Below are 25,261 nucleotides of genomic sequence, written 5' to 3' on the forward strand. Positions count from 1 at the left end.
CCTGGCCGAACCCTTAGCAGAATGGCCGGAGAGCCCACCGCCCACCAGGCAGGAAGAGACCGCGCGGTACGCTTTCACCCGACGCGGACGGGCCACCTTCGCGAAGGGCACTTCCCTGTGCGCTTCACGGGTGGAACGCTTCGTGATCGAACGCTTCACGCCACGTTTCCTTATCGACATAGCGCCGGTGGGGGAAGGTGTCACGGCGGGACCACGCGACGCAGTAGATTCGATCTTGAAAATCGGGGACTGGGGAAACGTGCGAAACCGAGGGGAAACGTGCAGGAGCGGCAGGCCCGTAGGGACCAGGGAGACGCGAACACCGAGGGGGGCTTAGCGTCATGAGCCAGGACTCCGCCACCGCGACGGAGGCCGCACGCAAGCTGACCGGGCGGCGACGCCGGGAAGTCGTTGCCGTGCTGCTCTTCAGCGGCGGCCCTATCTTCGAGAGCTCCATCCCGCTCTCCGTTTTCGGAATCGACCGGCAGGACGCGGGAGTTCCCCGCTACCGCCTGCTGGTCTGCGGCGGCGAGGACGGACCGCTGCGCACGACGGGTGGACTCGAACTGACCACGCCGTACGGCCTGGAGGCGATCAGCAGAGCAGGCACCGTGGTGGTGCCCGCCTGGCGGTCGATCACCTCGCCGCCGCCCGCCGAGGCACTGGACGCGCTGCGGCGCGCCCATGAGGAGGGCGCCCGCATCGTCGGCCTGTGCACGGGAGCCTTCGTGCTCGCGGCGGCCGGCCTGCTGGACGGCCGACCGGCCACCACGCACTGGATGTACGCACCGACGCTGGCCAAGCGCTATCCGTCGGTGCACGTCGATCCGCGCGAACTCTTCGTGGACGACGGCGATGTGCTGACCTCCGCCGGTACGGCCGCCGGCATCGATCTCTGCCTCCATATAGTCCGCACCGACCACGGCACCGAGGCGGCGGGCGCGCTCGCCCGCAGGCTCGTCGTACCGCCGCGGCGCAGTGGCGGACAGGAGCGCTACCTGGACAGGTCTTTACCTGAAGAGATCGGCTCCGACCCGCTCGCCGAGGTCGTGGCCTGGGCGCTGGAGCATCTGCACGAGCAGTTCGACGTGGAGACGCTCGCGGCGCGCGCCTACATGAGCAGGCGGACCTTCGACCGGAGGTTCCGCTCGCTCACGGGGAGCGCACCGCTCCAGTGGCTGATCACCCAGCGGGTGCTTCAGGCACAGAGGCTGCTGGAGACCTCCGACTACTCGGTCGACGAGGTCGCCGGCCGCTGCGGCTTCCGTTCACCGGTCGCGCTGCGCGGGCACTTCCGCCGCCAGCTCGGCTCCTCCCCCGCCGCGTACCGGGCCGCCTACCGGGCCCGTCGTCCGCAGGGGGTGGCGGAGAGCGCCGCGACGGTGCTGGAGACGGTCGTGCCCAGCCAGGGCTCGCCGTCCGGCCGCAGGGGTGCCCCGATGGGCTCCTCGGCTCCGGTCTCCATCGCGGCGTCGGCGGGCTCCCCGGAGCACTCGCTGCCGGTCCCCGACGCGTACGTTCCCGGGCGCCCGGCCCTGCCGGGACAGCGGAGTGCCCCGTAGGGTGGGGCGCATGAACGACCGCATGGTGTGGATCGACTGCGAGATGACCGGGCTCTCGTTGGCCGACGACGCACTGATCGAGGTGGCCGCCCTGGTCACCGACTCGGAGCTGAACGTGCTCGGTGAAGGGGTGGACATCGTGATCCGCCCGCCGGACGCGGCCCTGGAGACGATGCCCGAGGTGGTGCGGCAGATGCACACCACCTCGGGTCTCCTCGACGAGCTGGCCGGGGGAACCACCCTGGCCGACGCCGAGGAGCAGGTGCTGGCGTACGTCCGTGAGCATGTGAAGGAGCCCGGCAAGGCTCCGCTCTGCGGGAACTCGGTCTCCACCGACCGCGGGTTCCTGGCCCGGGACATGCAGCAGCTGGAGGGGTACCTCCACTACCGGATCGTGGACGTCTCCTCGGTCAAGGAGCTGGCCCGGCGCTGGTACCCGAGGGCGTATTTCAACAGCCCGGACAAGAGCGGGAACCACCGGGCGCTGGCGGACATCCGCGAATCCATCGCGGAGCTGCGGTACTACCGGGAGGCGGTCTTCGTCCCGCAGCCCGGCCCGGACTCGGAGCGCGCCAAGGAGATCGCGGCGCGCCATGTGGTCCCCGCCACACCCCGGGAAACCCCTGGTCAAGGCCGTACGAACGGCTGACGGCCGACCCCGGGAAACGGTGGCGCGAGCACCCTCCCGGACCCTGTACACTTTTTCTCGGCCGGTCGGAAACGACCGGGCGACATGGTGGGTATAGCTCAGATGGTAGAGCACCTGGTTGTGGTCCAGGATGTCGCGGGTTCAAGTCCCGTTACTCACCCTGAGGGAAGGGCCCCGGTCTTCGGACCGGGGCCCTTCTTCATGTCCGTACGCCTACGGGTCCCCCGTCCGGACGCGGTGCTCGGCGCCCGGGGGATCGCCGGGTCAGAAGGTGACGTCGGAGCAGGCGTAGAAGGCGTTGCCGGTGTTCGAGACGGTCCAGACGCCCAGGATCAGGTGCTTGCCGGACTTCTGCGGCAGGACGCCCGCGTGGCTGACGGTGGAGTCGGGGAGCCGTCCGCCGAACGGCACGGTGAGGAAGGGCTGCGGCTCCAGATCGGCGCGCGTGAGCGGCTTCTTCGGGTCGTAGCCGTCCTTGGTGACGTAGTAGCGGAAGTCCGTCGTGGCGTGCCGCGCGGTGATCCGCCACCGGAACGTATGGTTCTGCCCGGCCTGTACGGCGGTGGCGGGCCAGGCCCCGCCGCGCGGGTCGTCCAGCTCGGCGAACCGCTGGTTGCCCCCGGCGCAGATCAGCCCGTCCCGGGGCCCGGCGGCCGGGAACCCCTTGGGGCCCTCGACGCTCGGCGGCTCCCACTGGATCTGCCCGCAGTTGCGGACGGTCCCGTTGCCGCAGAGCTGCTGACGGCTAACGGGCGAGTCGGTGTAGCCGTGGCTCTGTGCGCTGCCGGAGGTGGCCGACAGGGAGGCCCCGGCGATGCCGAGGCCGAGGAGTAAGGCGGTGATCTTTCTGCGCATGTGGTGCTCCTGAGGTGAGGGGTGGAGCTTGCGGACAGAGAAATCTGCGGGTCCGTGGATCTTCCGGGGCCCGCGGCCGGACCGGCGACGGCTCGTCGCACTTGGTCTAGACCAAGAAGGAGGCTAGCCCCGCCGTTTGGTCATGTCCATACCACTGAAGGGCGGGGACAGCGCGACGGCCCCCGTCCGGGGACGGGGGCCGTTGTGACGGTGCGGGGCGCCGGTCAGCCGGTCGGCTCCGCGCTGCGGGAGCGGCGGGCCGGGGCCTCCAGCTGGGCGACGACCTGGGCGTGGAAGCGGTCGACCGCCTGGTCGACGCTGCGGATGAAGCCGGTCTCGGCGCTCCCCCGGCCGCTGCCCATGCTCTTGAAGAGGGAGAGCCGGAAGCCGGTGATCTGCGCCCCGTCCTTGGGCACGATGTCGGCGGGCTCCGGGCGCAGCCTCTCCAGCGTGCCGCGCGGGCCCGTGCCCTGGCCGTCGACGAGCGTCTCGATGTGCAGGTCGGCGGGGGCCTCGGAGAGCCTGCGGATCAGCCGCTTGACCCGGCTGAGGGGGTAGCCCGGCTCGGCGTCCGGGACCTCGATCGACGTCCGGAGCCTGCCGGTGCGCAGGTCGGCGGTGATCGCCAGGACCCCCGGCGTGCCCTCGATCCTCAGCTCGGCGTTCAGCCGCCCCTGCTCGCAGAGGTGGTCGGCCAGCTCGGTCCGCAGGGCGCGCGGGTCGGAGCCGCGCCGGGTGCGCCGGACCGGCAGGACCTTCTGCCCCAGCTCGCCGCCCAGCCGCAGGCAGACCTGGCGGACCAGGCGCTCCCAGTTCTCGATGACCTCCAGCGCCCGGGCGTCGCCCTGGCAGAGGGTCTCGTCGTCGATCCCCCGGCGCACCGGGACCCAGGCCGCCCCCATGTTCTGGAAGCCGTGGCAGCCGGAGTTCTCGTGCTGGAGGTAGTGCAGCAGTTCCTGGAGCAGCCAGGCGTGGGCCGCGTTGCCGACGCCCTCGTGGCGGATCAGCAGCTGGGCCTGGTGCACGACCTCGGCCCAGGACAGGTGCCACAGGGCCACCTTGTGCTTGCGCCGGCCGTCGATCCGTACGTCGACGAGCGGACTGCCCTCCAGCGCCACGTCGTTGGAGAGCGTGATCACGGCCTCGTAGCCCCGCCGGGCGGCGATGTCCATGTAGCCCTGCACCTGGTCGGGCTTGAGCGCGTTGCCGTTGGTCTTGGTCTCGACGAGCGCGGTCCACAGCTTGCCCGCCCGCTCGACGCGGATCACCCCGTCCGGGCGCCGGGGCGACTCCCCGTGCGGCAGGGTCACTTCGGTGTACGTCTCCATCCGGCCGGCCGGTGCGCCGAACCCGGCGGTGAGGCGGCGGCCGAACTCCGGCACCTGGGCCATCACCGAGAGGACGACGGAGGTGGCCCGCGTCTCGCGCTCCCGGTCGCTCTTGAGCGCGGGGACGGGGAACAGCCGGGCCGCCCGCCACGATTCGTTGTCGGCCAGGCTCTTCCTGGTGGTCCGGGGGAGGGTGACCTTCTTCTTGGCCGTACGGGGACGGCGTGCGGGCCTGGGCGCGGCGGGCCGCTCCGGGGCCGGGGGCTCGGGGGTGCCGTCCACCCGGGGGCCGGTGGCCTGGGCGGGGACCCGCGACACGGGGGACTCCCCCGGCGGCTCCTCCGGCCTCGGCGGCTCGTGGGCGGGCATGCCGGGCTCCGGCCGGCCGTCCTCCGCGAGGTCCGCGGCCTCCGCACGGTCCGCCGCCTCCGCACGGTCCGCGGGCTCCGGGGGGTCCTCCTCCTCCGTGTCGTCGATGTCGACGCCGTAGTCGGTCGCCAGCCCGGCGAGCCCCGAGGCGTAACCCTGGCCCACGGCACGGAACTTCCACTCCCCCGAGCGCCGGTACAGCTCGCCGAAGATCACCGCGCTGACCTCGTCCGCCCCGTCGACGGCGAACCGGACCAGGCCGTCGCCCGCGCTGTCGGCGAGGGTCAGACGCAGGTCGTCCAGCTCGCCGAAGCGGGATCCGCCGTAGCGGCTGGCGGCGACGACCACCTTGTCGATCTCCTGCGGCACGGCGTCCAGATCGAAGCTGATCCGGTCCTCGCTGCCGTCGGCCGTCGGGGTCTTGCCGAGCAGCTGCACGCTTCCGTTGCCCGCCACGGGGTTGTTGTAGAAGCAGAAGTCGCCGTCGCTGCGGACCTTGCCGTCACCGTCGAGCAGGAGGACCGAGACATCGGCGTCGCCCTCCCCCGTGGCGCTGCTCCAGCCCAGGCCCACCACGACCGAGCCGACGTTCTCGCTCAGCGCCGTGAGTCCGACGTTGGCGCCCTTGACCATCTCGTGCACGAGGCCCCCCAGATGCACCGCCGCACGGAACGCACCCGGGCAGCTCGCTGCGTGACGTGTGTGGTGCGTCACACAATCGCCGTACTTCGCGAACAGTAGTCGCCGGAACACGGGCGCGTGAAGAACTGGTGAAATCCGGAGGCACGGCCGCCGGTTCTCACGACGAGTCGCGGACCACCAGCTCCGTCGGGAGCACCACCGTCGGCCGTTCGCCGGAGCGGCCCGCGATCTCCTCCAGCAGGAGTTCGGCCATGCGGCGGCCCATCTCCTCGATCGGCTGGCGGACGCTGGTGAGGGGCGGGTGCATATGGCGGGCGACCACCGAGTCGTCGAAGCCGATCAGGGCCACGTCGTCGGGGATGCGGCGGTCCGCCTCGCGCAGGACCTGGCGGGCGCCGGCCGCCATCACGTCGGAGGCGGCGAAGACCGCGTCCAGGTCGGGGCGGCGGGCCAGGAGTTCGCGCATCGCCCGGGCGCCGCCCTCCTCGGTGAAGTCGGCGGGGGCGATCAGGCGCTCGTCCGGAGGCAGCCCGGCGGTGGCAAGGGCCGCGCGGTAGCCGTCCAGGCGGCGCTGGGCACCGTAGACCTCCAGGCGGCCGGTGATCGTGGCGACCCGGCGGCGGCCCCGGGAGACCAGGTGCTCGACGGCCGCCCGCGCGCCCTCGAAGTTGTCCGAGTCGACCGAGGCGAGGGGCTCGGCCGCATGGCGCGCACCGCTGATCACGCAGGGCATCCCGAGCTGTTCCAGCAGCTCCGGCAGCGGGTCGTCCGCGTGCACGGCCACCAGCAGGACGCCGTCCACCCGGTGCGCGGTCAGATACTGGGCCAGCCGGCGGCGCTCGCGGTCGTTGCCCGCCAGGGTGAGGAGGAGCTGCATCTCCGTGTCGGCCAGGGCCGCGCCCACGCCGCGCACGATGGCGGAGAAGTACGGCTCCGCGAAGAACCGGGTCTCCGGCTCCGGCACCACCAGCGCGATGGCGTCCGTGCGGTTCCCGGCGAGGGCGCGGGCGGCGCGGTTGGGGACGTAGCCCAGCTCCGCCACGGCAGCCTCGACCGCCTCGCGGGTCGCCTCGCTGACCCGGGGCGAGCCGTTGATGACCCGGGAGGCGGTGCCCCGGCCGACGCCCGCCCGGGCCGCGACCTCTTCGAGCGTGGGCCGCCCGCCGTTCCGTTCCCGCCCTGCCGCCATGGCCGCCTCCCCGTTCCCGGTCAATTTCTCACAGCCGTACAGTCAATCCAAGTCCGGGACCGATCACCCCGACGAGCGTACGGACAGTGTATTGGGAGCGCTCCCAGAGATCGGTGACGGGCGCGGACCCCGGCCGGGGAGTGGCCGGGGTCCGCTGTTCCCTGCGGTCGGGGATTCCGTACGGGCAGAGGTTCCGTACGGGTCAGGCCTCGGCCGGCAGGCCGTGGCGGGCGATCACCTCGCTGTACCAGTGCGCGCTGGACTTCGGCGTACGGCGCTGGGTCGCGTAGTCGATGTGGACCGCCCCGAACCGCTTCGCGTAGCCGTACCCCCACTCGAAGTTGTCCATCAGCGACCAGAGGAAGTAGCCGCGCACGTCCACCCCGTCCGCGATCGCCCGCTGCACGGCGGCGAGATGGCCGTGCAGATACGCGATCCGCTCCGGGTCGTGGACCCGGCCCTCGGCGTCGACCGTGTCCTCGAAGGCCGCGCCGTTCTCGGTGACCATCAGCGGCAGCCCCGGGTTCTCGCGGGCGACGTCCATGAGGAGGGCGTGCAGGCCGTTCGGGTCGACCGACCAGTTCATCGCCGTACGCGGCTTGCCCTCGGCCAGATGGAAGGCGACGTGCTCCGAGCCGGGCCACGGGGAGTGGTCGCTGCTGCCGTGGCCGTCGTTGCGGGTGTCGCCGGTGCCGTCGGCGGGCGTGGAGACGATCGTGGGCGTGTAGTAGTTGATGCCCAGGACGTCGAGCGGGCGGGCGATGGCGTTGACGTCGCCGTCGTGGACCAGCGCCGACCAGTCCACCAGGCGCTCCGTGTCCCTGAGCAGGTCCTCCGGGTACGCGCCCCGCAGCATCGGACCCGTGAAGATCCGGTTGCCGACCGCGTCGATCCGGCGCGCCGCGTCCGCGTCGGCCGCGCTGCCGGTGAGCGGGCGGACCTGGTGGAGGTTGAGGGTGACCGAGGTCCGCGCGGCAGCGGGGAGGTGGGTGCGCAGAGCCTCGGTCGCCCGTCCGTGGGCCAGGTTGAGGTGGTGGGCGGCCCGCAGGGCGGCGGCCGGTTCGGTGCGGCCGGGGGCGTGGACCCCGGAGCCGTATCCGAGGAAGGCCGTGCACCAGGGCTCGTTGAGCGTCGTCCACGTGCCGACCCGGTCGCCCAGCGCGCGGGCCATGATGGCCGCGTAGTCGGCGAACCGCTCGGCCGTGGCCCGCTCGGGCCAGCCGCCCGCGTCCTCCAGTTCCTGGGGCAGGTCCCAGTGGTAGAGCGTGGCGACGGGCTCGATGCCCGCCTCCAGGAGTTCGTCGACGAGCGCGCGGTAGAAGTCCAGGCCGCGTTCGACGGCCGGGCCCCGGCCGGTGGGCTGGACGCGGGACCAGGAGACGGAGAAGCGGTACGCCTTGAGGCCGAGGCGCTTCATCAGGGCGACGTCGTCGCGGTAGCGGTGGAAGTGGTCGGCGGCCACGTCCCCGGTGTCGCCGTTCAGGACCTTGCCGGGGGTGTGGCTGAAGGTGTCCCAGATCGAGGGGGTGCGGCCGTTCTCGGCGGCCGCCCCTTCCACCTGGTACGCGGCCGTGGCGGCGCCCCAGACGAAGCCCGTGGGGAAGGGGGCGGGGGCGGCGGGGGCCGTGGCCGGCTGCGGGACCGTGTCCGGTCGTACTGCTGTCATGTGGGAGCGCTCCCAAAGGGGGTGATGGGGTGGAGTGGAGAGGAGGGGGGCCACTGCGGCCCGGCGGGGTCAGCCCTTGACCGCGCCCGACATGATCCCGCCCACGATCTTCTTGCCGAAGACCACGAAGACCACCAGCAGCGGCAGCGTGCTGATCAGCGCGCCCGCCATGACGATGGACTGGTCGGGGGTGTACGAGGCGCTGAGCTGGCCGAGCGCCACCTGCAGGGTCGGGTTCTGCTGGTTGAGGGCGAGGTAGGGCCAGAAGAAGTCGTTCCACGCCTGGACGAAGGTGAGCATCCCGAGCACCATCATCGCGGGGCGGGCCACCGGCAGCACCACGCTCACCACGATGCGGAAGTTGTTCGCCCCGTCGATCTTGGCCGCCTCGATGAGTTCGTACGGCAGCGCCTCGATGAGGTACTGACGCATGAAGAACACGCCGAACGCGCTCACCAGCGTCGGGAAGATCACCGATTCGAGCTGGCCGCCCCAGCCGAGGCCGGACATCATCATGAAGAGCGGCACCACGCTGAGCTGCGGCGGGATCGTGAGCGTGGCGATGACGGCGGTCATCAGCCAACCCCGGCCGCGGAAGCGCATCTTGGCGAACGCGTACCCGGCGAGCGTGCAGAAGAAGAGCGTGGCCGCCGTGATGGACGACGAGACGATGACGCTGTTGACGATCGCCTTGCCGAGGTTGGCCTGCTCCCAGGCCGTCTGGAGGTTCTCCACCAGCTTGCCGCCGGGCAGGAACGGCGGCGTGGAGGCGAGGACCTCGTCCTGGGTGCGGGAGGCCGCCACCAGCGTCCAGTAGAGCGGGAGCAGCGAGCCGAAGCCGACGACGGCGAGCGCGAGGTAGGCGAACGGGCCGCCCTTCAGCTGCTGGCCGGCCCCCATCCGGAAGCGGCTCGGGCGGGCGGGCCCGGTGCTCCTCGGGGCCGGTGCGCGCTTCACGGGGGCGGTGGGGGTGGGGCTGGTCAGGGTCATCGGGTCGCTCCCGTTCGGACCGCGGAGTCGGACGAGCGGGCGGCGCGGCCGATGAGCCAGTTGACGGCCGCGATGAGGAGCAGCAGCGCGAGCATCGCCCAGGCGACGGCGGCCGCCGGGCCCAGATGTCCGAGGTTCCAGCCGTAGTTGTAGAGGTAGATGCTGAGCGTCTCGTACTGGTTCTCGTTGCCGCCGGTGGCGCCGAGCGCGCCGCCCTCCAGCAGCAGCGGTTCACCGAACAGCTGCATGGACCCGATGGTCGAGATGACGATGGTGAAGAGGATCGTGGGGCGCAGCGAGGGGATGGTCACCTTGAGGAACTGCTGCCAGCGCGAGGCGCCGTCCAACGAGGCGGCTTCGTAGAGGTCGTTGGGGACGGCCTGCATGGCCGCCAGGTAGATCAGCGCGTTGTAGCCGGTCCACCGCCAGATCACGATGATGGAGATCGCGAGCTTCGAAGTCCAGTGCCCGTTGGCCCAGTTGACCGGGTCGAAGCCGACCAGGCCGAGCGTCCAGTTGAGCAGTCCGCCGTCCGCCCGGAAGACCAGGGCGAAGACGAGGGCGGCGGAGGCGACGGATGTCGCGTACGGCGTGAGGATGATCGTGCGCCAGAACGTGCTGGCGCGCAGCCGGTAGTTGAGCAGGTGGGCCAGGCCCAGCGCCATCAGGAGCTGCGGGACGGTCGAGATGACGCCGATCAGGAAGGTGTTGCTGACCGAGGTCCAGAACTCCGGGTCGTGCAGGATCTTGTCGAAGTTCTCCCACCCCACCCACTCCATGGTGTCCAGCCCGGTCATCGAGACCCGGTGCAGGGCGATCCAGCCGGTATAGAGGAGCGGGTAGAGACCGAAGGCCCCGAAGACCAGGAAGAACGGGGCGATGTAGGCGTACGGGGAGGCCTTGTCGTCGAACCGCCACAGCCGGCTGCGCCACAACTGCCGCCGCCCGGACGGCGGTTCCTTCTGCGGTGGGCGGGGCGGCGGTACGTGCGCGTCCCGGGTGGGGGTCGAGGTTGCCACGGTCGGGGGTCCTTCCCTGGAGGTGCGGTGGTGGACGGGCGGGGCGGGCGGGCGCGGCAGGGTTCGCCCGCCCGCCCCGGCCCGGAGGCGGTCAGGCTCAGCCGATCGCCTTGTCGACCGTGCGGACCGCCGCGTCCCACGCCGCGTCCGGCTTCGTCCCGCGCTGCTCCATGTTGTTGATCTGCGTGGAGATCGAGTCCTTGATCACGCCGTCCTTCGGGCCGAGGACCGCCTCGGGGATGGACTTCGCCCCGTCCGCGTAGATCTGGCCGATGGGGGCGTTGTTGAAGTACGGCAGGGTGGCGCTCTTCACGTCCGGCAGCTCGTAGGCGCCCTGGTTGGACGGGAAGACCCCGATCGCCTTGAAGACGGCGGCCTGCTGCTCGGGCGCGGTCAGCCACTTCACCAGCTTGGTGGCCTCCTCCACGTTCTTCCCGGACTTGGGTACGGCGAGGAAGGAGCCGCCCCAGTTGGCGGAGGTGCCGCCGGGGGCGGTGGTGATGTCCCACTTGCCCTGGTTGGCGTCACCGGCGTACGTGGAGATCTGGCCGGCCATCCAGGCCGGGCAGACGATGGTGGCGATGGTGCTCTTGCGCAGGGCCGCCTGCCACTGGTCCTCGAACTGGGCCAGGCCCTGCGTCAGCTTCTTGGACGCGGCCTCGGCGGCGAGGTCCCAGCCCTTCTGGACGCTAGCGCTCTCCTTGTAGACCGGCTTGCCGCTCGCGTCGTAGTACTGCTCGGGGCTGGAGCTGACGACCGCGTTGAACATGGCGCTGGCGGAGTCCATGAAGAACGTGCCCGCGGGCGCCTTCTTCTTGTACTCCTCGCCCAGCGCCAGGTAGTCCTCCCAGCCGCCGGACATCCGCTTGGCGACCTCGGCGCGGTCGGTGGGCAGACCGGCCTTCTCGAACAGCTCGCGGTTGTAGCAGAGGGACATCGGGCCGATGTCGGTGCCCGCGCCGATCACCGCGCCGCTGGGGGCGGTGGCCTGCTTGGCCTTCCAGGAGACCCACTGGCCGACGTCGATCGCCTTGGAGAGGTCGGTGAAGGAGTCGGCCTTGGTGTCGACGATCTCCTTGATCCGGCCGACCTCGATGCCCTGGACATCCGCGAGGCCACTGCCCGAGTTCAGCTGCTGGAGCAGCTTCGGGTAGTAGTTCTTCTCCTCGGCGGTGGTGTCCTCCTTGACCGTGATCTTCGGGTTCAGCTCGTGGTACTTCTCGAAGAGCCCGGCCTCCTTGTACCCGAACTGGCCGAAGTCGGCCACGGTCAGGGTGATGTTGCCGTCGGCGTCCGCGCCCTTGCTGCCCGAGTCGGACGAGCCGCCGCAGCCGGTGAGCAGCAAGGCGGTGACCGTCAGACCGGTGGTGGCCACGATCGCGGTTCTCCGGCGCCGGCCGGCGACGCTGCGGGTGATGCGCATTCCACTGCTCCTTGTTCCGGGAAGTTCTGCGGGATGGTTCTGCGGGGGGTGTGCGGGGGGCTGGAGGTCCTCTGCGGGAGGTCCTCGGAAGGACGGGAGGAGGCGCGCGGGACCGCCACCCCCCGAAGTGTGGGAGCGCTCCCATGCGCCGATGCCGGAAGGTTCCTTCCTCAAGGGGGTGGGTGTCAAGAGTTGAAGACGATTCCGTTGCCGAGGGATGTCCGGGACGTCACGCGGGGGCTCCCGCCCGGTCCGGGCGTCGAGAGATGAACGCGCACGTGAGAAGCCCCGGCCGGCCGCGGGCGAGGTGCCGGGCCGGGGTGCCCCTGTTAATTTCGCCCTTATGTCACCTATGACCGAACATGCTGAGTGAGGCGGGATGGGCGTTCTGCGTGACCATCCCGAACTGGCCCTCTTCTTCTGTCTCGCGGCCGGCTATCTCGTCGGCAAGCTCCGCGTCGGCCCGATCACGCTGGGCGGCATCTGCGGCACGCTGATCGTGTCGCTGCTGATCGGCACCCGGCACGTCAGCGTCGACGACGACGTCAAGACCGTCTTCTTCGCGCTCTTCATCTTCTCGCTCGGCTATATGGCCGGGCCGCAGTTCTTCGCCAACCTCAACCGCTCCAGCCTGCGGTTCTTCACGCTCTGCTTCATCGAACTGGTCTGTGTCCTCGGGATCGCCTACGGGCTCGCCAAGGCCTTCGACCTGGACGTCGGCACGGCGGCCGGGATCCTCGCCGGGGCGGCCACCGAGTCCGCCGTCGTGGGCACGGCCACCGAGGCGATCGGCAAGCTGAGCGATCTGACCTCCGAGCAGATCACCCAGTACCAGGGTCACGTGGCGACCGCCTACACGGTCTGCTACCTGTTCGGCCTGATCACCATCGTCCTCTTCACCAGCCAGATCATGCCGATGCTCCTCCGCATCAACCTGGCCGACGCCTCGCGTGAGCTGTGGGAGAAGATGCGCGGCGGTCAGTCCGGGCTGGAGTCCGACGAGCGTGAGGCGCTGCCCGGCACGGTCGGCCGCACCTACCTGGTGACGCTCGCCGACGGACGTACGGTCGGGGAGCTGGAGGTCGCGTTCGGCGGGCACATCACGGTCGAGGGGGTCAAGCGCGGCAGCAAGCTGCTGACGCCCTCCCCCGAGCTGGAGCTGACCCTCAGCGACCTGGTCCAGATCGTCGGCCGGCGCTCCGCGATCATCGAGGCGGGCCGGGAGATCGGCCCGGAGACCCCGGCCATCCCGGGACTCGACACCCCGCTGGCCACCAGCCAGGTCGCCGTCACCGAGAAGGCGACCGCCGGTTCGTCCATCGACCGGCTGGAGAAGAACCACCCGGAGTTCCGCGAGGACGGCGTCTACATCACCGACGTCCTCCGCAACGACCAGCACCTCCCCGCCAGCGCGGAGACCGTCCTCCAACGCGGCGACGTCCTCACCCTGGTCGGCGCGCGCGGCGGGCTGAACCGGCTGGTCGCCAAGATCGGCGCGGTGGTCAAGAACGACTCCACCGACTTCGTCTACATCGGCTTCGGCATCGTCGCGGGCTCCCTGCTCGGCCAGATCGTGGTCAAGCTCGGGGATGTCCCGATGTCGCTCGGCACCGGCGGCGGCTGCCTCATCTCCGGGCTGGTCTTCGGCTGGTTCCGCTCCCGCAAGCAGACCTTCGGCGCCTTCCCGCCGCAAGCCGCGACCACCCTGAAGGACATGGGCCTGGCCGTCTTCATCGCCTGTACGGGACTGGCGGCGGGGCCGCAGGCCTGGCCCCTGCTCAAGGAGTACGGGGCGCTGCTGCCGTTCGCCGGGATCGCCATGGTCCTGGTGCCCGCGACGATCTCGCTGATCGTCGGGCGGAAGCTGCTGAAGATCGAGAAGCCGCTGCTCATCGGTGCCATCGCCGGACAGCAGTGCTCGACCCCGGCGATCACCTCCATCACCCAGGTGGCCCAGAGCTCCGTCCCGCTGCTCGGCTACACGATCACGTACACGCTCTCCAACTTCCTGCTGCCGCTGACCGGGCCGATCCTCGTCGGCGTCCTCGGGGCCTGAGAGGGGCGGGACGTGATCGACTTCCTCGACCGGAACATCTTCCAGCCCCACCCCGAACTGCTCGTCTTCATCGTCGTCGCGCTCGGCTTCCTGCTGGGCAAGGTCCGTTACCGGGCCATCGCGCTGGGCGCGGTGACGGGGTGCCTGGTGGCGGGGCTGGTGCTGGGCGCGCAGTTCAAGGTCGACATCGACGACACGGTGAAGAACCTGTTCTTCATCATGTTCCTGTTCGCCCTGGGCTACCGGGTCGGACCCCAGTTCTTCCGGGGTCTGAAGAAGGACGGCCTGCCGCAGGTGGTCAACGCGGTGGTGGTCTGTGTGACCGGGCTGCTGGTCTCGTGGCTCTTCGCGAGCATGCTCGGTTACGGCCCCGGGCTCGGCGCCGGGCTGATGAGCGGGGCCCTCACCCAGTCGGCCGCGATCGGCGTCGCCCAGGACGCCATCGGTACGCTGCCGGGGCTGTCGGCCGACGAGGTGAAGACCCAGGAGAACCTGGTGGCCGTCGGGTACGCGGTGACGTACCCGCTGGGCACCATCCTGTGCGCGATGCTCCTGGCCAACGTGCTGCCCCGGCTCTACCGCAGGGACCTGGCGAAGGAGAGCGCCGACCTCGCCGCCGAGCTGGACGCGCCGGACGAGAGCCCGGACGAGGGTGCGGGCTACTACGAGGTGGTGCTGCGCGCCTACCGCGTCGACCGCCCCGACCTGGCGGGCCGCTCGGTGGCCGGCTTCGAGGAGCAGCAGCGGGCGCTGGGCCGCCGCGTCTACCTCACCGGCGTCCGCCGCGAGGGCACGGTCCTGGAGCACGACCAGTCCCGTACGCTCCGGCTCGGCGACACCGTCGCGGTCAGCGCGATCCGGGGCGACCTGGTCGACTTCGACCCCCGTACGCACATCGGCGCCGAGGCCGACGACGTCGAGTTGCTCGGCTACCGCACGGAGACGCTGCATGTCGTCGTCTCGCGGAAGGAGCACCTCGGGCGGACGGTCGCGGAGGTGCGCCGGGAGCCGTTCATGGTCGGCGTCTACATCGACCGGCTGTACCGGGCGGGCGCCGAGTTCCCCTACCGGCTCTCCACCCCGCTGGAGCGCGGCGACACGCTGATCCTCACCGGCCCGGAGCGGCTGGTCGGCCCGGCGGCGAAGGCGCTCGGCAAGCCGGTGCCGACCAGCTTCGCCACCGACATGGTCTGGGTGGGGCTCGGCATCTTCCTCGGCGGCTGCATCGGCATCCCGGCGCTGACGGCCGGCGGGGTGCCGATCTCGCTCTCCACCTCGGGCGGCGGGCTGATCATGGGCCTGGTCTTCGGGTGGATCCGCGGGAAGTACCCGACGTACGGGAACGTGCCGCCGGGCGCCCAGTGGTTCATGGACACCCTCGGCCTCTGCCTCTTCGTCGCCGTCGTCGGCATCAACGCCGGTCCCGGCTTCACCAGCGGGCTCTCCACGGCCGGCTGGGGGCTGCTGGTCTTCGGGGCGGTCGCCACCGTGGTCCCGCTGATCGTGGGGTTCCTGGTCGGGCACCACATCCAGAAGATCCGGTTCCCGGTGCTGATGGGCGTCCTGGCGGGCGGCCAGACCACCACGGCGGCGATCGGCGCCGTCAACGAGACCTCCAAGTCGCAGATCCCCACCCTCGGTTACACGATTCCGTACGCCGTCGGCAACGTCCTGCTGACGGTGTGGGGCGCCGTGATCGTCATCCTCAACCACTGACCCTGCACGGGAGCGGACACCACCATGCCCAAGACCAAGCTCAGCCGGGAAGAGATCCGGTCCTTCGCCCAGCTCTCGCCCTTCGAGCTGAAGGACAAGTTCATCCAGATCGCGACGGAGGCGCAGAGCGACAAGCCCGGCCAGAAGGGGAAGACGACCCGGGCCATGCTCAACGCGGGCCGGGGCAACCCCAACTGGACCGCGACCGGCCCCCGCGAGGCGTACCACGCGCTCGGCTACTTCGCGATCTCCGAGTCCCGCCGGGTCTGGACGGCGGACAACCTGGGCGGGATGCCGGAGGAGGCGGGGTGCGCGGAGCGGTTCGAGCGGTTCGTCCGTACGCATCCGGAGCTGCCGGGCATCGAGCTGCTGAAGGCGAGCGTGGACCTGGCGGTGAAGCGGTTCGGCTTCGACCGGGACGCGTTCGCGCACGAGCTGGCGGACGCCTCGATCGGGGACAACTACCCGGTGCCGGACCGGATCCTGCGCCACACCGAGGAGATCGTGCGCGGCTACATCGCGGACGAGATGTTCGACCACCGCCCGCCGGAGGGGCAGACGCTGAGCCTGTTCGCCACCGAGGGCGGCACGGCGGCGATGTGCTACATCTTCGACTCCCTGATGAAGAACGGGATCCTGGCGAAGGGCGACCGGATCGCCCTGATGGTCCCGGTGTTCACCCCGTACCTGGAGATCCCCGAACTCGACACGTACGGCTTCGACGTGGTCCACGTGGAGGCGAACCTCTTCACCGAGACCGGGGTGCGGCAGTGGCGCTACCCGGAGGAGGAGATCGCCAAGCTGGCGGACCCGTCGGTGAAGCTGGTCTGCTGCGTCAACCCGAGCAACCCGCCCTCGCTGGCGCTCTCCTCACGGGTGAGCGAGCAGATCGTCTCCATCGTCGGTGAGCGGAACCCGAACCTGATCATCGTGACCGACGACGTGTACGGGACCTTCGTCGAGGGCTTCCGCTCGCTCGCCGCCGACCTGCCGCGCAACACGCTGCTCGTCTACTCCTACTCCAAGCACTACGGGGCGACCGGCTGGCGGCTCGGGGTGATCGGGCTGCACGACGACAACGTGATCGACGCGATGCTGAAGGAGCAGGGCGAGGAGCAGAAGGAGCGGCTCAACAGGCGTTACGGGACGCTGTCATTGGAGCCGGAGAAGATGCGGTTCATCGACCGGATGGTGGCGGACTCGCGGCAGGTGGCGCTCAACCACACGGCCGGGCTCTCGCTCCCGCAGCAGGTGATGATGGCGCTGTTCTCGCTCTTCGACATGCTGGACGAGGGCCAGGCGTACAAGCACCGCATCCGGGCCATCGTGCGACAGCGGCTCGAACTCCTGCTGGAGGGCGTGCACATGAAGGTCTCGGAGGACCCGAAGCGGGCCGCGTACTACATCGAGCTGGATCTGCTGGCCGAGGCCGAGCGCGTCCACGGGAAGCCGTTCGCGGAGTTCCTGGAGGCCAACTACGAGCCGGTGGACCCGCTGTTCCGGCTGGCCGAGCAGACGTCGGTGGTCCTGCTGAACGGGGGCGGGTTCGACGGGCCCGAGTGGTCGGTGCGGGTGTCGCTGGCCAACCTGGACGACCTGGACTACCTGAAGATCGGCCACCATCTGCGGGCGATCTTCGACGAGTACGCGCAGGAGTGGCGGGCCGGGGCCCGCTAGGGCCTGTCGTCAGACTGCCGTCCGTCGCGCGGCAGGCGGCCGGCGGCCGTTCGACGAAAGGCCCGGGGCGGAGGGGGCACGTCCCGGCCGGGGGTGGGGTGTGGCCCGGCCGGGACGCGCGCGTGGGGGGCTGGGTGGTCTGGGGACCGGAGTCCCCGCCGCCACCGGGGCGGCCGGTGGCAGCGGGGGTCGGCGTGGGGGTCGGTGCGCTCGCGCAGGGGGGCGCGGGCGGGTCTTCGGGGCTCCGGGGCGTCCGAGGGGGCTGGGCGCCGGAACCTCGGGGCGCGGGCCGGGGCTGGGGCCCGGGGGCTGGGGTGAGCCGGGTGGGCGGCGGGGTGAGCCGGGTGGGGTGTGAGCTGCGGGGTGTGGAAGACGTGACGGGATGGAGTCGGGCGTGGTCCCGGGGTGGAGGACGTGAGAACACGCTAGCGGCAGGGCAACGGGCAAAGAGGGCGTTACGGACCGGTGTTGATGTTCTTAGGGTTCGCTTAAGGAACGCATGGGCGCGGGTTAATGCTGGGCCCCGGGACCGGCCGCGGTCCGGGGCTCGTCGCGCTCCCTGCGGCGCTGCCGGCCGACCCGGCGGCCCACCCGGCGGCCGTGGCCGCGCCCGCCGCGCTCGGGGCCGCCGCCGCTGCCGTTCAGCCCGATCCAGATCCGGACCTCCGTGCCGCCGAGCACGGACCGGCCGATGCGCAGGTCCCCGCCGGTGGACTCGGCGACCCGGCGCACGATGTCCAGGCCGAGCCCGGTGGAGCCGACCGCGCCCTTCGCCCGGGAACGCCCGCTGGCGCCCCGGGCCAGGGCCGCCTCCGGGTCGTCGATGCCGGGGCCCGCGTCCGAGACGAGGACGATGGCCGCGTCCCCGCTGTGGTGGACGTCGACGGCGAAGGCCGTGCCCTCGGGCGTGTGGCGGAAGACGTTGCCGAGCAACGCGTCCAGGGCGGCGGCCAGTTCGGGGCGGGCGACGGGGATGCGTACCGTACGGTCCACTCCCGCGAGCCGCACCTCGCGGCCCTCGTCCTCCGCCAGCGCCGACCAGAAGCCCATCCGCTCCCGGATCACCTCGGAGAGGTCGCACCCCGCCCCGGCGCCCTTCTGCGCCCCCTGCGTCTGCGGGCGCTGTTCGCGGGCGGTCCGGATGATCGTGTCGACCTCGTGCTCCAGTTGCTCGACCGCCGCCCGGGTCTGGTCGGCCGCCGGGCCCTCGCCGAGGGACGCGGCGTTCAGCCGGAGGACGGTGAGCGGGGTGCGGAGCCGGTGCGAGAGGTCGGCGGCCAGCTCGCGCTCGTTGGCCAGGAGCTGGACGACCTGGTCGGCCATCGAGTTGAACGCCACTGCGGCGGAACGGAGTTCGGTGGGGCCCTCCTCGGGGACCCGGGTGGCGAGCTGCCCCTCCCCCAGGTCGTGGGCGGCCGCCGCGAGCCGCTGGGCGGGCTGGACCATCCGGATGCCGAGCCGGTCCGCGACCGCCACCGACCCGACGATCAGCGCGACGCCGACGCCCGCCAGGATCAGCCAGGCGGTGGCGACCCCGTTGGAGACCTCGCCCTCGGGGACGAAGACCTCCACCACGGCGATGTCCCCGGTGGAGAGCGCGGTGGGCTGGAGGAGGGCGAAGCCGCCGGCCACCTCGGTGATGGAGGCGCGGCCCGCCTTGCGCACGGTCGCGATGTCCTTGGCCGGGGCGCGGCGGGTGCCGATGTGCAGGGCCTCGGCCGCGGTGCCGCCGTCCACCGACTTGCCGGGGTCGGGGACATGGACGGCGAGCCGCCCCCGGTCGCCGGGTTCGGTGGAGAGGACGGCCCGGGTCAGCTCCTCGCGGTCGGTGGTGATGGAGAGCGCGGGGGCGATGGTCGCGGCCTGGCGTTCGGCGTCGGAGAAGGCCCGGTCGCTGGCCATCTCCCGGATGACGAGCCCGAGGGGTACGGCGAAGGCGATGACGACCATCGCGGTGACGGCCAGACACACCTTGACCAGGGCCCATCTCATGCGGGCGGCTCCACGGCCGGGGCGCCGCGGTGGGGCGGGGCGCCCGGCTGCGGCACCTCGGCGGGCGGCGGCATGCCGGGGGGCGGCATCTGAGCCGGAGGCATCTGGGGCGGTGATATCTGAGGCGGTGGCATCTGGGGCGGTGATATCTGCGCCGGGGGTGTCCGGGTCGGCGGCGTCCGGGTCGGCGGCACAGGGGCCGACGGCAGCTGGGCCGGAGCCGCGTCGGCCGGGGGCTGGAGCTTCACGCCGACGCCGCGCAGGGTGTGCAGATAGCGCGGGCGGGCGGCGGTCTCACCGAGCTTGCGGCGGAGCCAGGAGAGGTGGACGTCGATGGTCTGGTCGTCGCCGTACGACTGCTGCCAGACCTCGGCCAGCAGCTCCTTGCGGGCCACGACCACCCCGGGGCGCCCGGCCAGAAAGGTCAGCAGGTCGAACTCGCGCCGGGTGAGGTCGAGTTGGGCACCGTCCAGCTCGGCGCTGCGGCGCAGCGGGTCGATGGCGAGCCCGCCGACGCGGATGACCCGGGGCGGGGGCGCCTGCTCGCCGGCCGCACGGGCGCGGCGCAGTACGGCGGCCATGCGGGCGGAGAGGTGCTCGACGGAGAACGGCTTGGTGAGGTAGTCGTCGGCACCGTCGTTGAGGAGCCGGACGATCTCGCTCTCGTCGTCCCGGGCGGTGGCGATGATGACGGGGACGTCGGTGATGGAGCGCAGCATCTTGAGCGCCTCGCCGCCGTCCAGGTCGGGCAGCCCGAGATCGAGGATGACCACGTCGAAGCGGAAGTGCGCGACCTCGCGCAGGGCTTCGAGCGCGGTGCCCACACTCCGTACCGTGTGGGAGGCCTCACTGAGGTGCCGGATGAGGGCGGAACGTACGAACTGGTCGTCCTCGACCACGAGCACACTTGCCATGGGCCGCACCGTACGCCATGGCACGGGGCCCGGTCCCGCCACCGCCGGAAACCTCCGCAAAGGCCGGAACGGGAGGCGTTCCGAGCCGGAACGGAGGGAGTCGGAGGGGCGCGGTCCGGGTGCGGGCGGAGGGATGCCGGGGGATACCGGCGGGGGACAGTTCCGGTGCGGGTGGGGCAGGATGTGCCCGATGCAACGAGGACTCGTACACGCGCTCGCGTGGTCGCTCGCCACCGGCGCGGCGGTCACGCTGTCGTGGTGGGGTGTGCACACCGTCATGACGGGAACGGCCTACGACCCGCCCCGGGCCGTGCCGATCTCCGTGGGGGCGGGGGCACCGCAGCGCATCGGGCAGTCCACCGAGGAGCCCCTCGTCTCGTCCACCCACCGCGCCTCGCCGTCCCCCTCCCCCTCGGCGCGGCGCAGCGGACCGAGCCCCTCCCCGTCCACCGCGCGCCCGTCCCGTACGCCGTCGAGCGCTCCACCGGAGCCGCCCGCGTCCACCGGGGCGGTCACGGCCTCCGGTGAGGTGAAGGGGTACCGCACCAAGGGCGGCCGGGTCGTGTTCGAGCTGGGGAAGAGCTCGGCGAAGCTGGTCTCCGCGACGCCGGAGCCGGGCTGGTCGATGCAGGTGTGGACGAACGACGCCTGGATCCGGGTCGACTTCAGCGACGGGGGCGGGGTGAACGGGAAGACGTACTCGGTCTTCTGCACCTGGAACGGGACCCCGCCGATGGTGCAGGTCGTCGAGCCCTGAGCCTCCCCCTCGGGGTCAGAGGTCCTTGAAGACGGACGGCGGGGGCGCGGGCGACGGCTTGGCCGCCGCGTCGGTGACCACCGCGGCGCCGCCGGTGAAGTCCCGGAGCGCGCGGCCGTGTTCGACCCGGCCGGGGTGCGGGTCGCTCGCCACCCGGCGGGTGAACTCAGCCACCGGCAGCGGCAGGGCGGAGGCCAGCAGGACCGCGTTGCCGAAGCGTCGGCCGCGCCAGACCGCGGGGTCGGCGGCGAGGGCCAGTTCGGGGAAGACGGCGGCGGCGGTGGCGATCTGGCCGCGCAGATGGGCCAGCGGCGGGCCGTCGGCCAGGTTGGCGGCGTACTGCCCGGAGGACTTCAGCACCCGCCGTACGTCGGTGAGGAATTCGGCGGACGTCAGGTGCGCGGGGGTCCGGGCACCGCTGAAGACGTCCGCGACGACCAGGTCCGCCCAGCCGTCCGGGAGCCTGGCGAGCCCTTCGCGGGCGTCCACCGACCGGACCCGGACGCGCGCCTGCGGGTCCAGCGGGAGCCGTTCGCGCACGAGCCGGACGAGAGCCGCGTCGATCTCCACGATCTGCTGGGTGGAGCGGGGGCGGGTGGCGGCGGTGTACCGGGCGAGGGTGAAGGCGCCGCCGCCCAGGTGCAGGACGTGCAGGGGCTGGAGCGGCGGCGCGGCGAGGTCGATGACGTGGCCGAGCCGGCGCTGGTAGGCGAAGGAGAGGTGCGCGGGGTCGCCGAGGTCCACATGGGACTGCGGGGCGCCGTCGAGCAGCAGCGTCCAGCCGTCCGGGCGCTCCCGGTCGGGCAGCAGCTCGGCACGGCCGCTGTCGACGGGGGCGGCGAAGGGCTCGCGCTCCTCCCTGCCCCGGGTGCGGTCCTTCCTGCCCTTGTCCGGCGCTCCTCTTCGTGCCACGTACGCGGGTCCTTGCTGGTGGAGGGGCCGGGGTGCCGGTGGCGGAGGGTTCCGCCCGTACGGCCATTATGGGCGCCCCGGGGGCACCGGCGGTCTCCGGACGAGCGGCAGCCCTCTCCGCCCGGTGGCGGCGGACCGGTCACCGGCAGTTGTCGGCAACCTCCAGGAGCCGGGCCGCCTGGTCGAGGGCGGCGCGCAGGACGGCCGGGTCGGTGACGGGGGCGTCCTCGGCGGGCGGGAGCAGCCAGCCGGAGCCCGCGGCGGGCGGTTCGGCGGGGATGCGCAGCCCGCGCCCGTCCGTCCGCGTACAGGCGCTGCCCGGTACGTCCCAGGCGTCGGCGGTGCCGGGCGGGACCAGGAAGCCGAGGGTGTCGCAGGCGCCGTTGTGCAGGACCGGGCCGACGCCGACGTGGTCCCGGCCGCGGCGGAGGATGTCGACGGCCTCCAGCCCCTGGCGGGCGGGGACGGTGACGAGGTCGCAGGGCTGGTCCGCCGCCGCGGATGCGCGGGCGGGAGCGGGGGGCGGGGCGGATGCCGGGTTCGTGGTCGGGGCCGTGGGGGTCGTGGTCGTCGTCGGGTTCGTCGCGGTCGTCCGTGAGCCGGTCTCCATGCCGAGGTGCAGCAAGGGAACCCCTCCTCTCATCGCCGAACGGAGCCACACTCCGTCTCCACATGGACCAACGGCACGGGGGCGTCAAGGGCTACGGGAACACACCGCCGCAAAGGGTGGCAGTTCATGGCGGATCACGGTCGGTACGGGCTGATTTGCGACGAAAAGAGGCCTGTGTCCTCCGTCACAGCAGGTACGTTCATGCTCCGCCGGGACACCGGAAAGCAGGACCCGGCCAGCACCAGAGAGGGGCCGGCCATGGTGTCGACAGGGGCAGTTCCCAACCTCGCCTTCCGCCGACTGCGCGGACAGCGCTCCGCGGGGGAGTTCGCGGCCGCCGTCCGCAGGGCGGCGCGCGAGATCGGTGAGCAGGTCGCGTGTGACGCCCGGTACATCGGGCGCGTGGAGTCCGGGGAGATCCGCTGCCCCAACTACGCGTACGAGCGGGTCTTCCTGCACATGTTCCCCGGGGCGTCCCTGGCCGACCTGGGCTTCTCGGCCCGCGAGAGCGTACGGGGACGGGGGGCGCGGTCCGGTTCCGCTCCTTCCGGCCCTTCCGCTCCCGCGGCCGCCTCCGAGGCCCCCTCTGCCCAACCTGCCCCACCTGCCCCTGACGAGTCCCACCACACCGACGAGGAGAGCGACGTGCTGCGTCGCGTGTTCATGATGGGCGGTACGGCCACGGTGGCCGCCGCTTCCCTGGGGCTCGGCGGCCCACCCGCCTCCGCCGCCGGGGTCTCCCTGCCCGCACAGCGCCGGGTCGGCGAGAGCGAGGTGGACGCCGTCGAGCAGGCGGTGCGGCGGATCCGGGTGCTGGACGACCGGCGCGGGGGCGACGGGCTCTACCGGCAGGCCGCGCGGCCGTTGCGGGCGGCGTACGAGCTGCTGGACACCGGGGCCACGACCCGGCGGGCGGTGTCCGACCGGCTGCACGCGGGCGCGGGTGAGCTGGCCATCTCGGTGGGGTGGCTGGCCCATGACTCGGGGCGCTTCGAGGACGCGCGCTCGCACTACGCGGAGGCCCTGGCGACGGCACGGCTGGCCGGGGACGCGGGTCTTGAGGCGCACGCCTTCTGCAACACCTCGTTCCTGGCCCGGGACGCGGGCCGGCCGCGGGAGGCCGTACGGGCGGCGGAGGCCGGACAGCGGGCGGCCCGCGCGCTCGGCTCGCCCCGGCTGCTGGCGCTGCTCGCGCTGCGGGAGGCGGGGGGCCGGGCGGGGCTCGGGGACCGTACGGGGTGCGACCGGGCGATCGGGCGGGCGCGGGCGGCGTTCGAGCGGGGGACGGCGGCCGGGGATCCGGAGTGGATGAGCTTCTTCCGGGAGGCGGAGCTGGAGTTGCTGGAGGCGCAGTGCTGGTCGGCGCTGGGCGACTGGTCCCGTGCCGCGCGGCACGGGCGGCGGGCGGTGACGCTCCAGGACGCGCACTTCACCCGGAACCTGGCGCTGTACCGGGCGCAGCTGGCGGGGGACCTGGCGCGGGCGGGCAGGGTGGAGGAGGCCGCCACCACGGGCCACCAGGTGCTGGACCTCCTGGACCGGGTCCGCTCGTCCCGGATCCGGGGGATGGTGGCGGGGGCGGCGCGGGTGCTGGAGGGGCGGGCGGGCGGGGTGTCCGGCGCGGAGTCCTTCCTGACCCGCCACCGGGGGTTGGGGGGCGCCCACCCGGCCCTGCCCGAGGGCGCCTCCTCCAGCCGGTCCTGAGGCGACCACTCCAGCCCGTCCTGAGGGTGCTCCTCCGACCCGCCCCGGGGCGAACGCTCTAGCCCGTCGGCGTTCGAGGGCGCCCACCCGAGCCTGCCGGAGGGTGCCTCCTCCGGCCCGCCTTGAAGGTGCACCCTCCGGCCCGTCCCGGGGTGCCTTGCAGCCCGTCCGGCGTTTGAGGTCGGAACCGTCGAGCCCGTCCGGGGCACGTACAAGGGGCTCCCCCGCCACGGGGGCCGAGAGAGTGCCCGCCCACCCAGGCAAGGGTTCCGTCCTCAAGCGCCGGACGGGCTGGGATGACCACGGGCCTCCGCCCTCAAGCGCGGGAGGGGCTGGGACGGCCACGGGCCTGCGCCCTCAAGCGCCGGACGGGCTGAAAGGGGCGCCGGACGGGCCGCAGTGGGTCAGGCCGTCTCCAGGTGCCCCGTGTCGTTCCAGCGCTCCATCGCCGGCTCCCCGTACGCCCACCCCAGTACCGACAGCGACGTCGGCTCCAGGCGGATGCGGGCGCCGAAGGACAGGTCCTCGCCCAGCCAGCGCGCGGCGAGGGCGCGCAGGATGTGGCCGTGGGCGAAGACCAGCACGTCACGGTCGGCCGACCGCGCCCAGCCGACCACCTCGTCCGCGCGGGCGGTGACCTCCGCGACGGACTCCCCCTCCGGGACCCCGTCGCGCCAGATCAGCCAGTCGGGGCGGTCCGCCTTGATCTGCGCCGGGGTCAGCCCCTCGTACGCCCCGTAGTCCCACTCCATCAGCGCGTCCCACCGCTCGGCCCGCTCCCCGAATCCGGCGATCTCGCAGGTCTCGGCGGCCCGGGCCAGCGGGCTGGTGCGCACCTCGACGCCGGGGAGGCCGTCCCACGGCGCCCGGTGCAGCCGTTCGCCGAGCAGCTTCGCGCCCTCGCGGCCGGTGTCCAGGAGCGGGATGTCCGTCCGGCCGGTGTGGTTGCCCTGGACCGACCACTGGGTCTGGCCGTGCCGGGCGAGGAGGATGCGCGGTGCCATGCGGGGTGCTCCCTGGAACGGTGGTGCGGCCTTCCATCATCCCGTACCGCCCCGCCGGGCAACCTCCGGGCCCGCTCCGGCGTCCCTCCCTTGAGCAGCCGCTCGCAGCGGTAGGACCGCCGCGGCGGGGCAGGCTGCGTAGGGGATGTCCGGGAGGAGACCCCCGGGGGACAGGGCGGCCCGCCACCGCCTTACGGTTGAACGCTGACCGTCGGCCGCATGAACAC

Annotated in this window: 18 protein-coding genes, 1 tRNA gene and 1 pseudogene; 8 read left to right on the forward strand and 12 right to left on the reverse strand. The window is 72.3% G+C overall.

All coding sequences use genetic code 11. The features are described from left to right. The first annotated feature begins 341 nt into the window (after positions 1-341). The 3 genes from ACQ9ZG_RS10715 (at position 342) to ACQ9ZG_RS10725 (ending at position 2,371) form a co-directional block, all read left to right on the forward strand. Entirely contained in the window at positions 342-1,562 is a 1,221-nt protein-coding gene (locus ACQ9ZG_RS10715) for a helix-turn-helix domain-containing protein (protein ID WP_028418456.1), read from the forward strand. Positions 1,563-1,572: 10 nt separating this feature from the next. Further along, positions 1,573-2,211: an oligoribonuclease gene (gene orn, locus ACQ9ZG_RS10720; RefSeq protein ID WP_026237672.1), complete on the forward strand. Its 639-nt coding sequence runs from the start codon at positions 1,573-1,575 to the stop codon at positions 2,209-2,211. 87 nt (positions 2,212-2,298) lie between these two features. Continuing rightward, positions 2,299-2,371, forward strand: a tRNA-His gene (locus ACQ9ZG_RS10725). Between the two features lie 104 nt (positions 2,372-2,475). On the opposite strand, the gene ACQ9ZG_RS10730 is transcribed toward ACQ9ZG_RS10725, so the two are convergent. The 7 genes from ACQ9ZG_RS10730 to ACQ9ZG_RS10760 form a co-directional block, all read right to left on the reverse strand. Next, the gene (locus ACQ9ZG_RS10730) at positions 2,476-3,066 is read right to left on the reverse strand and encodes a lytic polysaccharide monooxygenase auxiliary activity family 9 protein (protein ID WP_109916379.1); all 591 of its coding nucleotides are present in this window, start codon (positions 3,064-3,066) and stop codon (positions 2,476-2,478) included. Between the two features lie 224 nt (positions 3,067-3,290). After that, the gene (locus ACQ9ZG_RS10735; RefSeq protein ID WP_499281589.1) at positions 3,291-5,396 is read right to left on the reverse strand and encodes a TerD family protein; all 2,106 of its coding nucleotides are present in this window, start codon (positions 5,394-5,396) and stop codon (positions 3,291-3,293) included. A 166-nt stretch (positions 5,397-5,562) separates the two neighbouring features. Continuing rightward, positions 5,563-6,594 carry a LacI family DNA-binding transcriptional regulator gene (locus tag ACQ9ZG_RS10740; protein ID WP_109917407.1) on the reverse strand — a complete coding sequence of 344 codons (1,032 nt, stop codon included), beginning with the start codon at positions 6,592-6,594 and terminating at the stop codon, positions 5,563-5,565. 202 nt (positions 6,595-6,796) lie between these two features. Then, a complete protein-coding gene (locus ACQ9ZG_RS10745) occupies positions 6,797-8,260 on the reverse strand; it encodes a GH1 family beta-glucosidase (protein ID WP_109917408.1) in 1,464 nt (487 codons plus the stop codon). A gap of 69 nt (positions 8,261-8,329) precedes the next feature. Next, positions 8,330-9,250, reverse strand: a complete 921-nt coding sequence (locus ACQ9ZG_RS10750; RefSeq protein WP_084995426.1) for a carbohydrate ABC transporter permease — start codon at positions 9,248-9,250, stop codon at positions 8,330-8,332. Next, on the reverse strand, positions 9,247-10,269 hold the full coding sequence (locus ACQ9ZG_RS10755; RefSeq protein ID WP_028418451.1) for a carbohydrate ABC transporter permease: 1,023 nt from the start codon (positions 10,267-10,269) through the stop codon (positions 9,247-9,249). The genes ACQ9ZG_RS10750 and ACQ9ZG_RS10755 overlap by 4 nt, the downstream gene beginning before the upstream one ends. Positions 10,270-10,366: 97 nt before the next feature. Further along, positions 10,367-11,692 carry an ABC transporter substrate-binding protein gene (locus ACQ9ZG_RS10760; RefSeq protein WP_028418450.1) on the reverse strand — a complete coding sequence of 442 codons (1,326 nt, stop codon included), beginning with the start codon at positions 11,690-11,692 and terminating at the stop codon, positions 10,367-10,369. Positions 11,693-12,071: 379 nt separating this feature from the next. Here ACQ9ZG_RS10760 and aspT (ACQ9ZG_RS10765) point away from each other — a divergent pair, with 379 nt between their 5' ends. The 3 genes from aspT (ACQ9ZG_RS10765) to ACQ9ZG_RS10775 are packed head-to-tail and all read left to right on the forward strand — an operon-like array spanning position 12,072 to position 17,141. Further along, a complete protein-coding gene (aspT, locus tag ACQ9ZG_RS10765; RefSeq protein WP_109917409.1) occupies positions 12,072-13,748 on the forward strand; it encodes an aspartate-alanine antiporter in 1,677 nt (558 codons plus the stop codon). Between the two features lie 12 nt (positions 13,749-13,760). Beyond that, the gene (gene aspT / locus ACQ9ZG_RS10770; protein WP_109917410.1) at positions 13,761-15,464 is read left to right on the forward strand and encodes an aspartate-alanine antiporter; all 1,704 of its coding nucleotides are present in this window, start codon (positions 13,761-13,763) and stop codon (positions 15,462-15,464) included. A gap of 24 nt (positions 15,465-15,488) precedes the next feature. Then, entirely contained in the window at positions 15,489-17,141 is a 1,653-nt protein-coding gene (locus tag ACQ9ZG_RS10775; RefSeq protein ID WP_109917411.1) for a bifunctional aspartate transaminase/aspartate 4-decarboxylase, read from the forward strand. Between the two features lie 510 nt (positions 17,142-17,651). Here ACQ9ZG_RS10775 and ACQ9ZG_RS10780 read toward each other — a convergent pair. Together ACQ9ZG_RS10780 and ACQ9ZG_RS10785 are read right to left on the reverse strand one after the other, a co-directional pair. After that, complete coding sequence (locus ACQ9ZG_RS10780) at positions 17,652-19,133, reverse strand: sensor histidine kinase (RefSeq protein ID WP_499280374.1); 1,482 nt, start codon at positions 19,131-19,133, stop codon at positions 17,652-17,654. Between the two features lie 188 nt (positions 19,134-19,321). Further along, positions 19,322-20,047, reverse strand: a pseudogene (locus ACQ9ZG_RS10785) (response regulator transcription factor); the annotation flags it as partial. A gap of 190 nt (positions 20,048-20,237) precedes the next feature. Here ACQ9ZG_RS10785 and ACQ9ZG_RS10790 point away from each other — a divergent pair. Continuing rightward, positions 20,238-20,804 (forward strand): hypothetical protein, encoded by a 567-nt coding sequence (locus tag ACQ9ZG_RS10790; protein ID WP_109916894.1) that lies wholly within the window; start codon positions 20,238-20,240, stop codon positions 20,802-20,804. Positions 20,805-20,819: 15 nt separating this feature from the next. On the opposite strand, the gene ACQ9ZG_RS10795 is transcribed toward ACQ9ZG_RS10790, so the two are convergent. Together ACQ9ZG_RS10795 and ACQ9ZG_RS10800 are read right to left on the reverse strand one after the other, a co-directional pair. Next, positions 20,820-21,716 (reverse strand): spermidine synthase, encoded by an 897-nt coding sequence (locus tag ACQ9ZG_RS10795; protein ID WP_109916895.1) that lies wholly within the window; start codon positions 21,714-21,716, stop codon positions 20,820-20,822. Between the two features lie 139 nt (positions 21,717-21,855). Then, positions 21,856-22,341: a hypothetical protein gene (locus ACQ9ZG_RS10800; RefSeq protein ID WP_181398346.1), complete on the reverse strand. Its 486-nt coding sequence runs from the start codon at positions 22,339-22,341 to the stop codon at positions 21,856-21,858. A gap of 243 nt (positions 22,342-22,584) precedes the next feature. Between ACQ9ZG_RS10800 and ACQ9ZG_RS10805 the strand changes: the two genes are divergently transcribed. Further along, entirely contained in the window at positions 22,585-24,030 is a 1,446-nt protein-coding gene (locus tag ACQ9ZG_RS10805) for an NsdA family TPR-like regulatory protein (RefSeq protein WP_499280377.1), read from the forward strand. 404 nt (positions 24,031-24,434) lie between these two features. Here ACQ9ZG_RS10805 and ACQ9ZG_RS10810 read toward each other — a convergent pair whose 3' ends face one another. Further along, the gene (locus tag ACQ9ZG_RS10810; RefSeq protein ID WP_109917692.1) at positions 24,435-25,034 is read right to left on the reverse strand and encodes a histidine phosphatase family protein; all 600 of its coding nucleotides are present in this window, start codon (positions 25,032-25,034) and stop codon (positions 24,435-24,437) included. Positions 25,035-25,261 lie beyond the last annotated feature (227 nt).

It is taken from the genome of Streptomyces araujoniae (genome assembly GCF_050871195.1).
Lineage (GTDB): Bacteria > Actinomycetota > Actinomycetes > Streptomycetales > Streptomycetaceae > Streptomyces > Streptomyces bacillaris.

Coding starts and splice junctions, on each gene's coding strand:
- ACQ9ZG_RS10715 (WP_028418456.1), top strand. CDS start 342: ATGAGCCAGGACTCCGCCACCGCGACGGAGGCCGCACGCAAGCTGACC.
- orn (WP_026237672.1), top strand. CDS start 1,573: ATGAACGACCGCATGGTGTGGATCGACTGCGAGATGACCGGGCTCTCG.
- ACQ9ZG_RS10730 (WP_109916379.1), bottom strand. CDS start 3,066: ATGCGCAGAAAGATCACCGCCTTACTCCTCGGCCTCGGCATCGCCGGG.
- ACQ9ZG_RS10735 (WP_499281589.1), bottom strand. CDS start 5,396: ATGGTCAAGGGCGCCAACGTCGGACTCACGGCGCTGAGCGAGAACGTC.
- ACQ9ZG_RS10740 (WP_109917407.1), bottom strand. CDS start 6,594: ATGGCGGCAGGGCGGGAACGGAACGGCGGGCGGCCCACGCTCGAAGAG.
- ACQ9ZG_RS10745 (WP_109917408.1), bottom strand. CDS start 8,260: ATGACAGCAGTACGACCGGACACGGTCCCGCAGCCGGCCACGGCCCCC.
- ACQ9ZG_RS10750 (WP_084995426.1), bottom strand. CDS start 9,250: ATGACCCTGACCAGCCCCACCCCCACCGCCCCCGTGAAGCGCGCACCG.
- ACQ9ZG_RS10760 (WP_028418450.1), bottom strand. CDS start 11,692: ATGCGCATCACCCGCAGCGTCGCCGGCCGGCGCCGGAGAACCGCGATC.
- aspT (WP_109917409.1), top strand. CDS start 12,072: ATGGGCGTTCTGCGTGACCATCCCGAACTGGCCCTCTTCTTCTGTCTC.
- ACQ9ZG_RS10775 (WP_109917411.1), top strand. CDS start 15,489: ATGCCCAAGACCAAGCTCAGCCGGGAAGAGATCCGGTCCTTCGCCCAG.
- ACQ9ZG_RS10780 (WP_499280374.1), bottom strand. CDS start 19,133: ATGAGATGGGCCCTGGTCAAGGTGTGTCTGGCCGTCACCGCGATGGTC.
- ACQ9ZG_RS10790 (WP_109916894.1), top strand. CDS start 20,238: ATGCAACGAGGACTCGTACACGCGCTCGCGTGGTCGCTCGCCACCGGC.
- ACQ9ZG_RS10805 (WP_499280377.1), top strand. CDS start 22,585: ATGGTGTCGACAGGGGCAGTTCCCAACCTCGCCTTCCGCCGACTGCGC.
- ACQ9ZG_RS10810 (WP_109917692.1), bottom strand. CDS start 25,034: ATGGCACCGCGCATCCTCCTCGCCCGGCACGGCCAGACCCAGTGGTCG.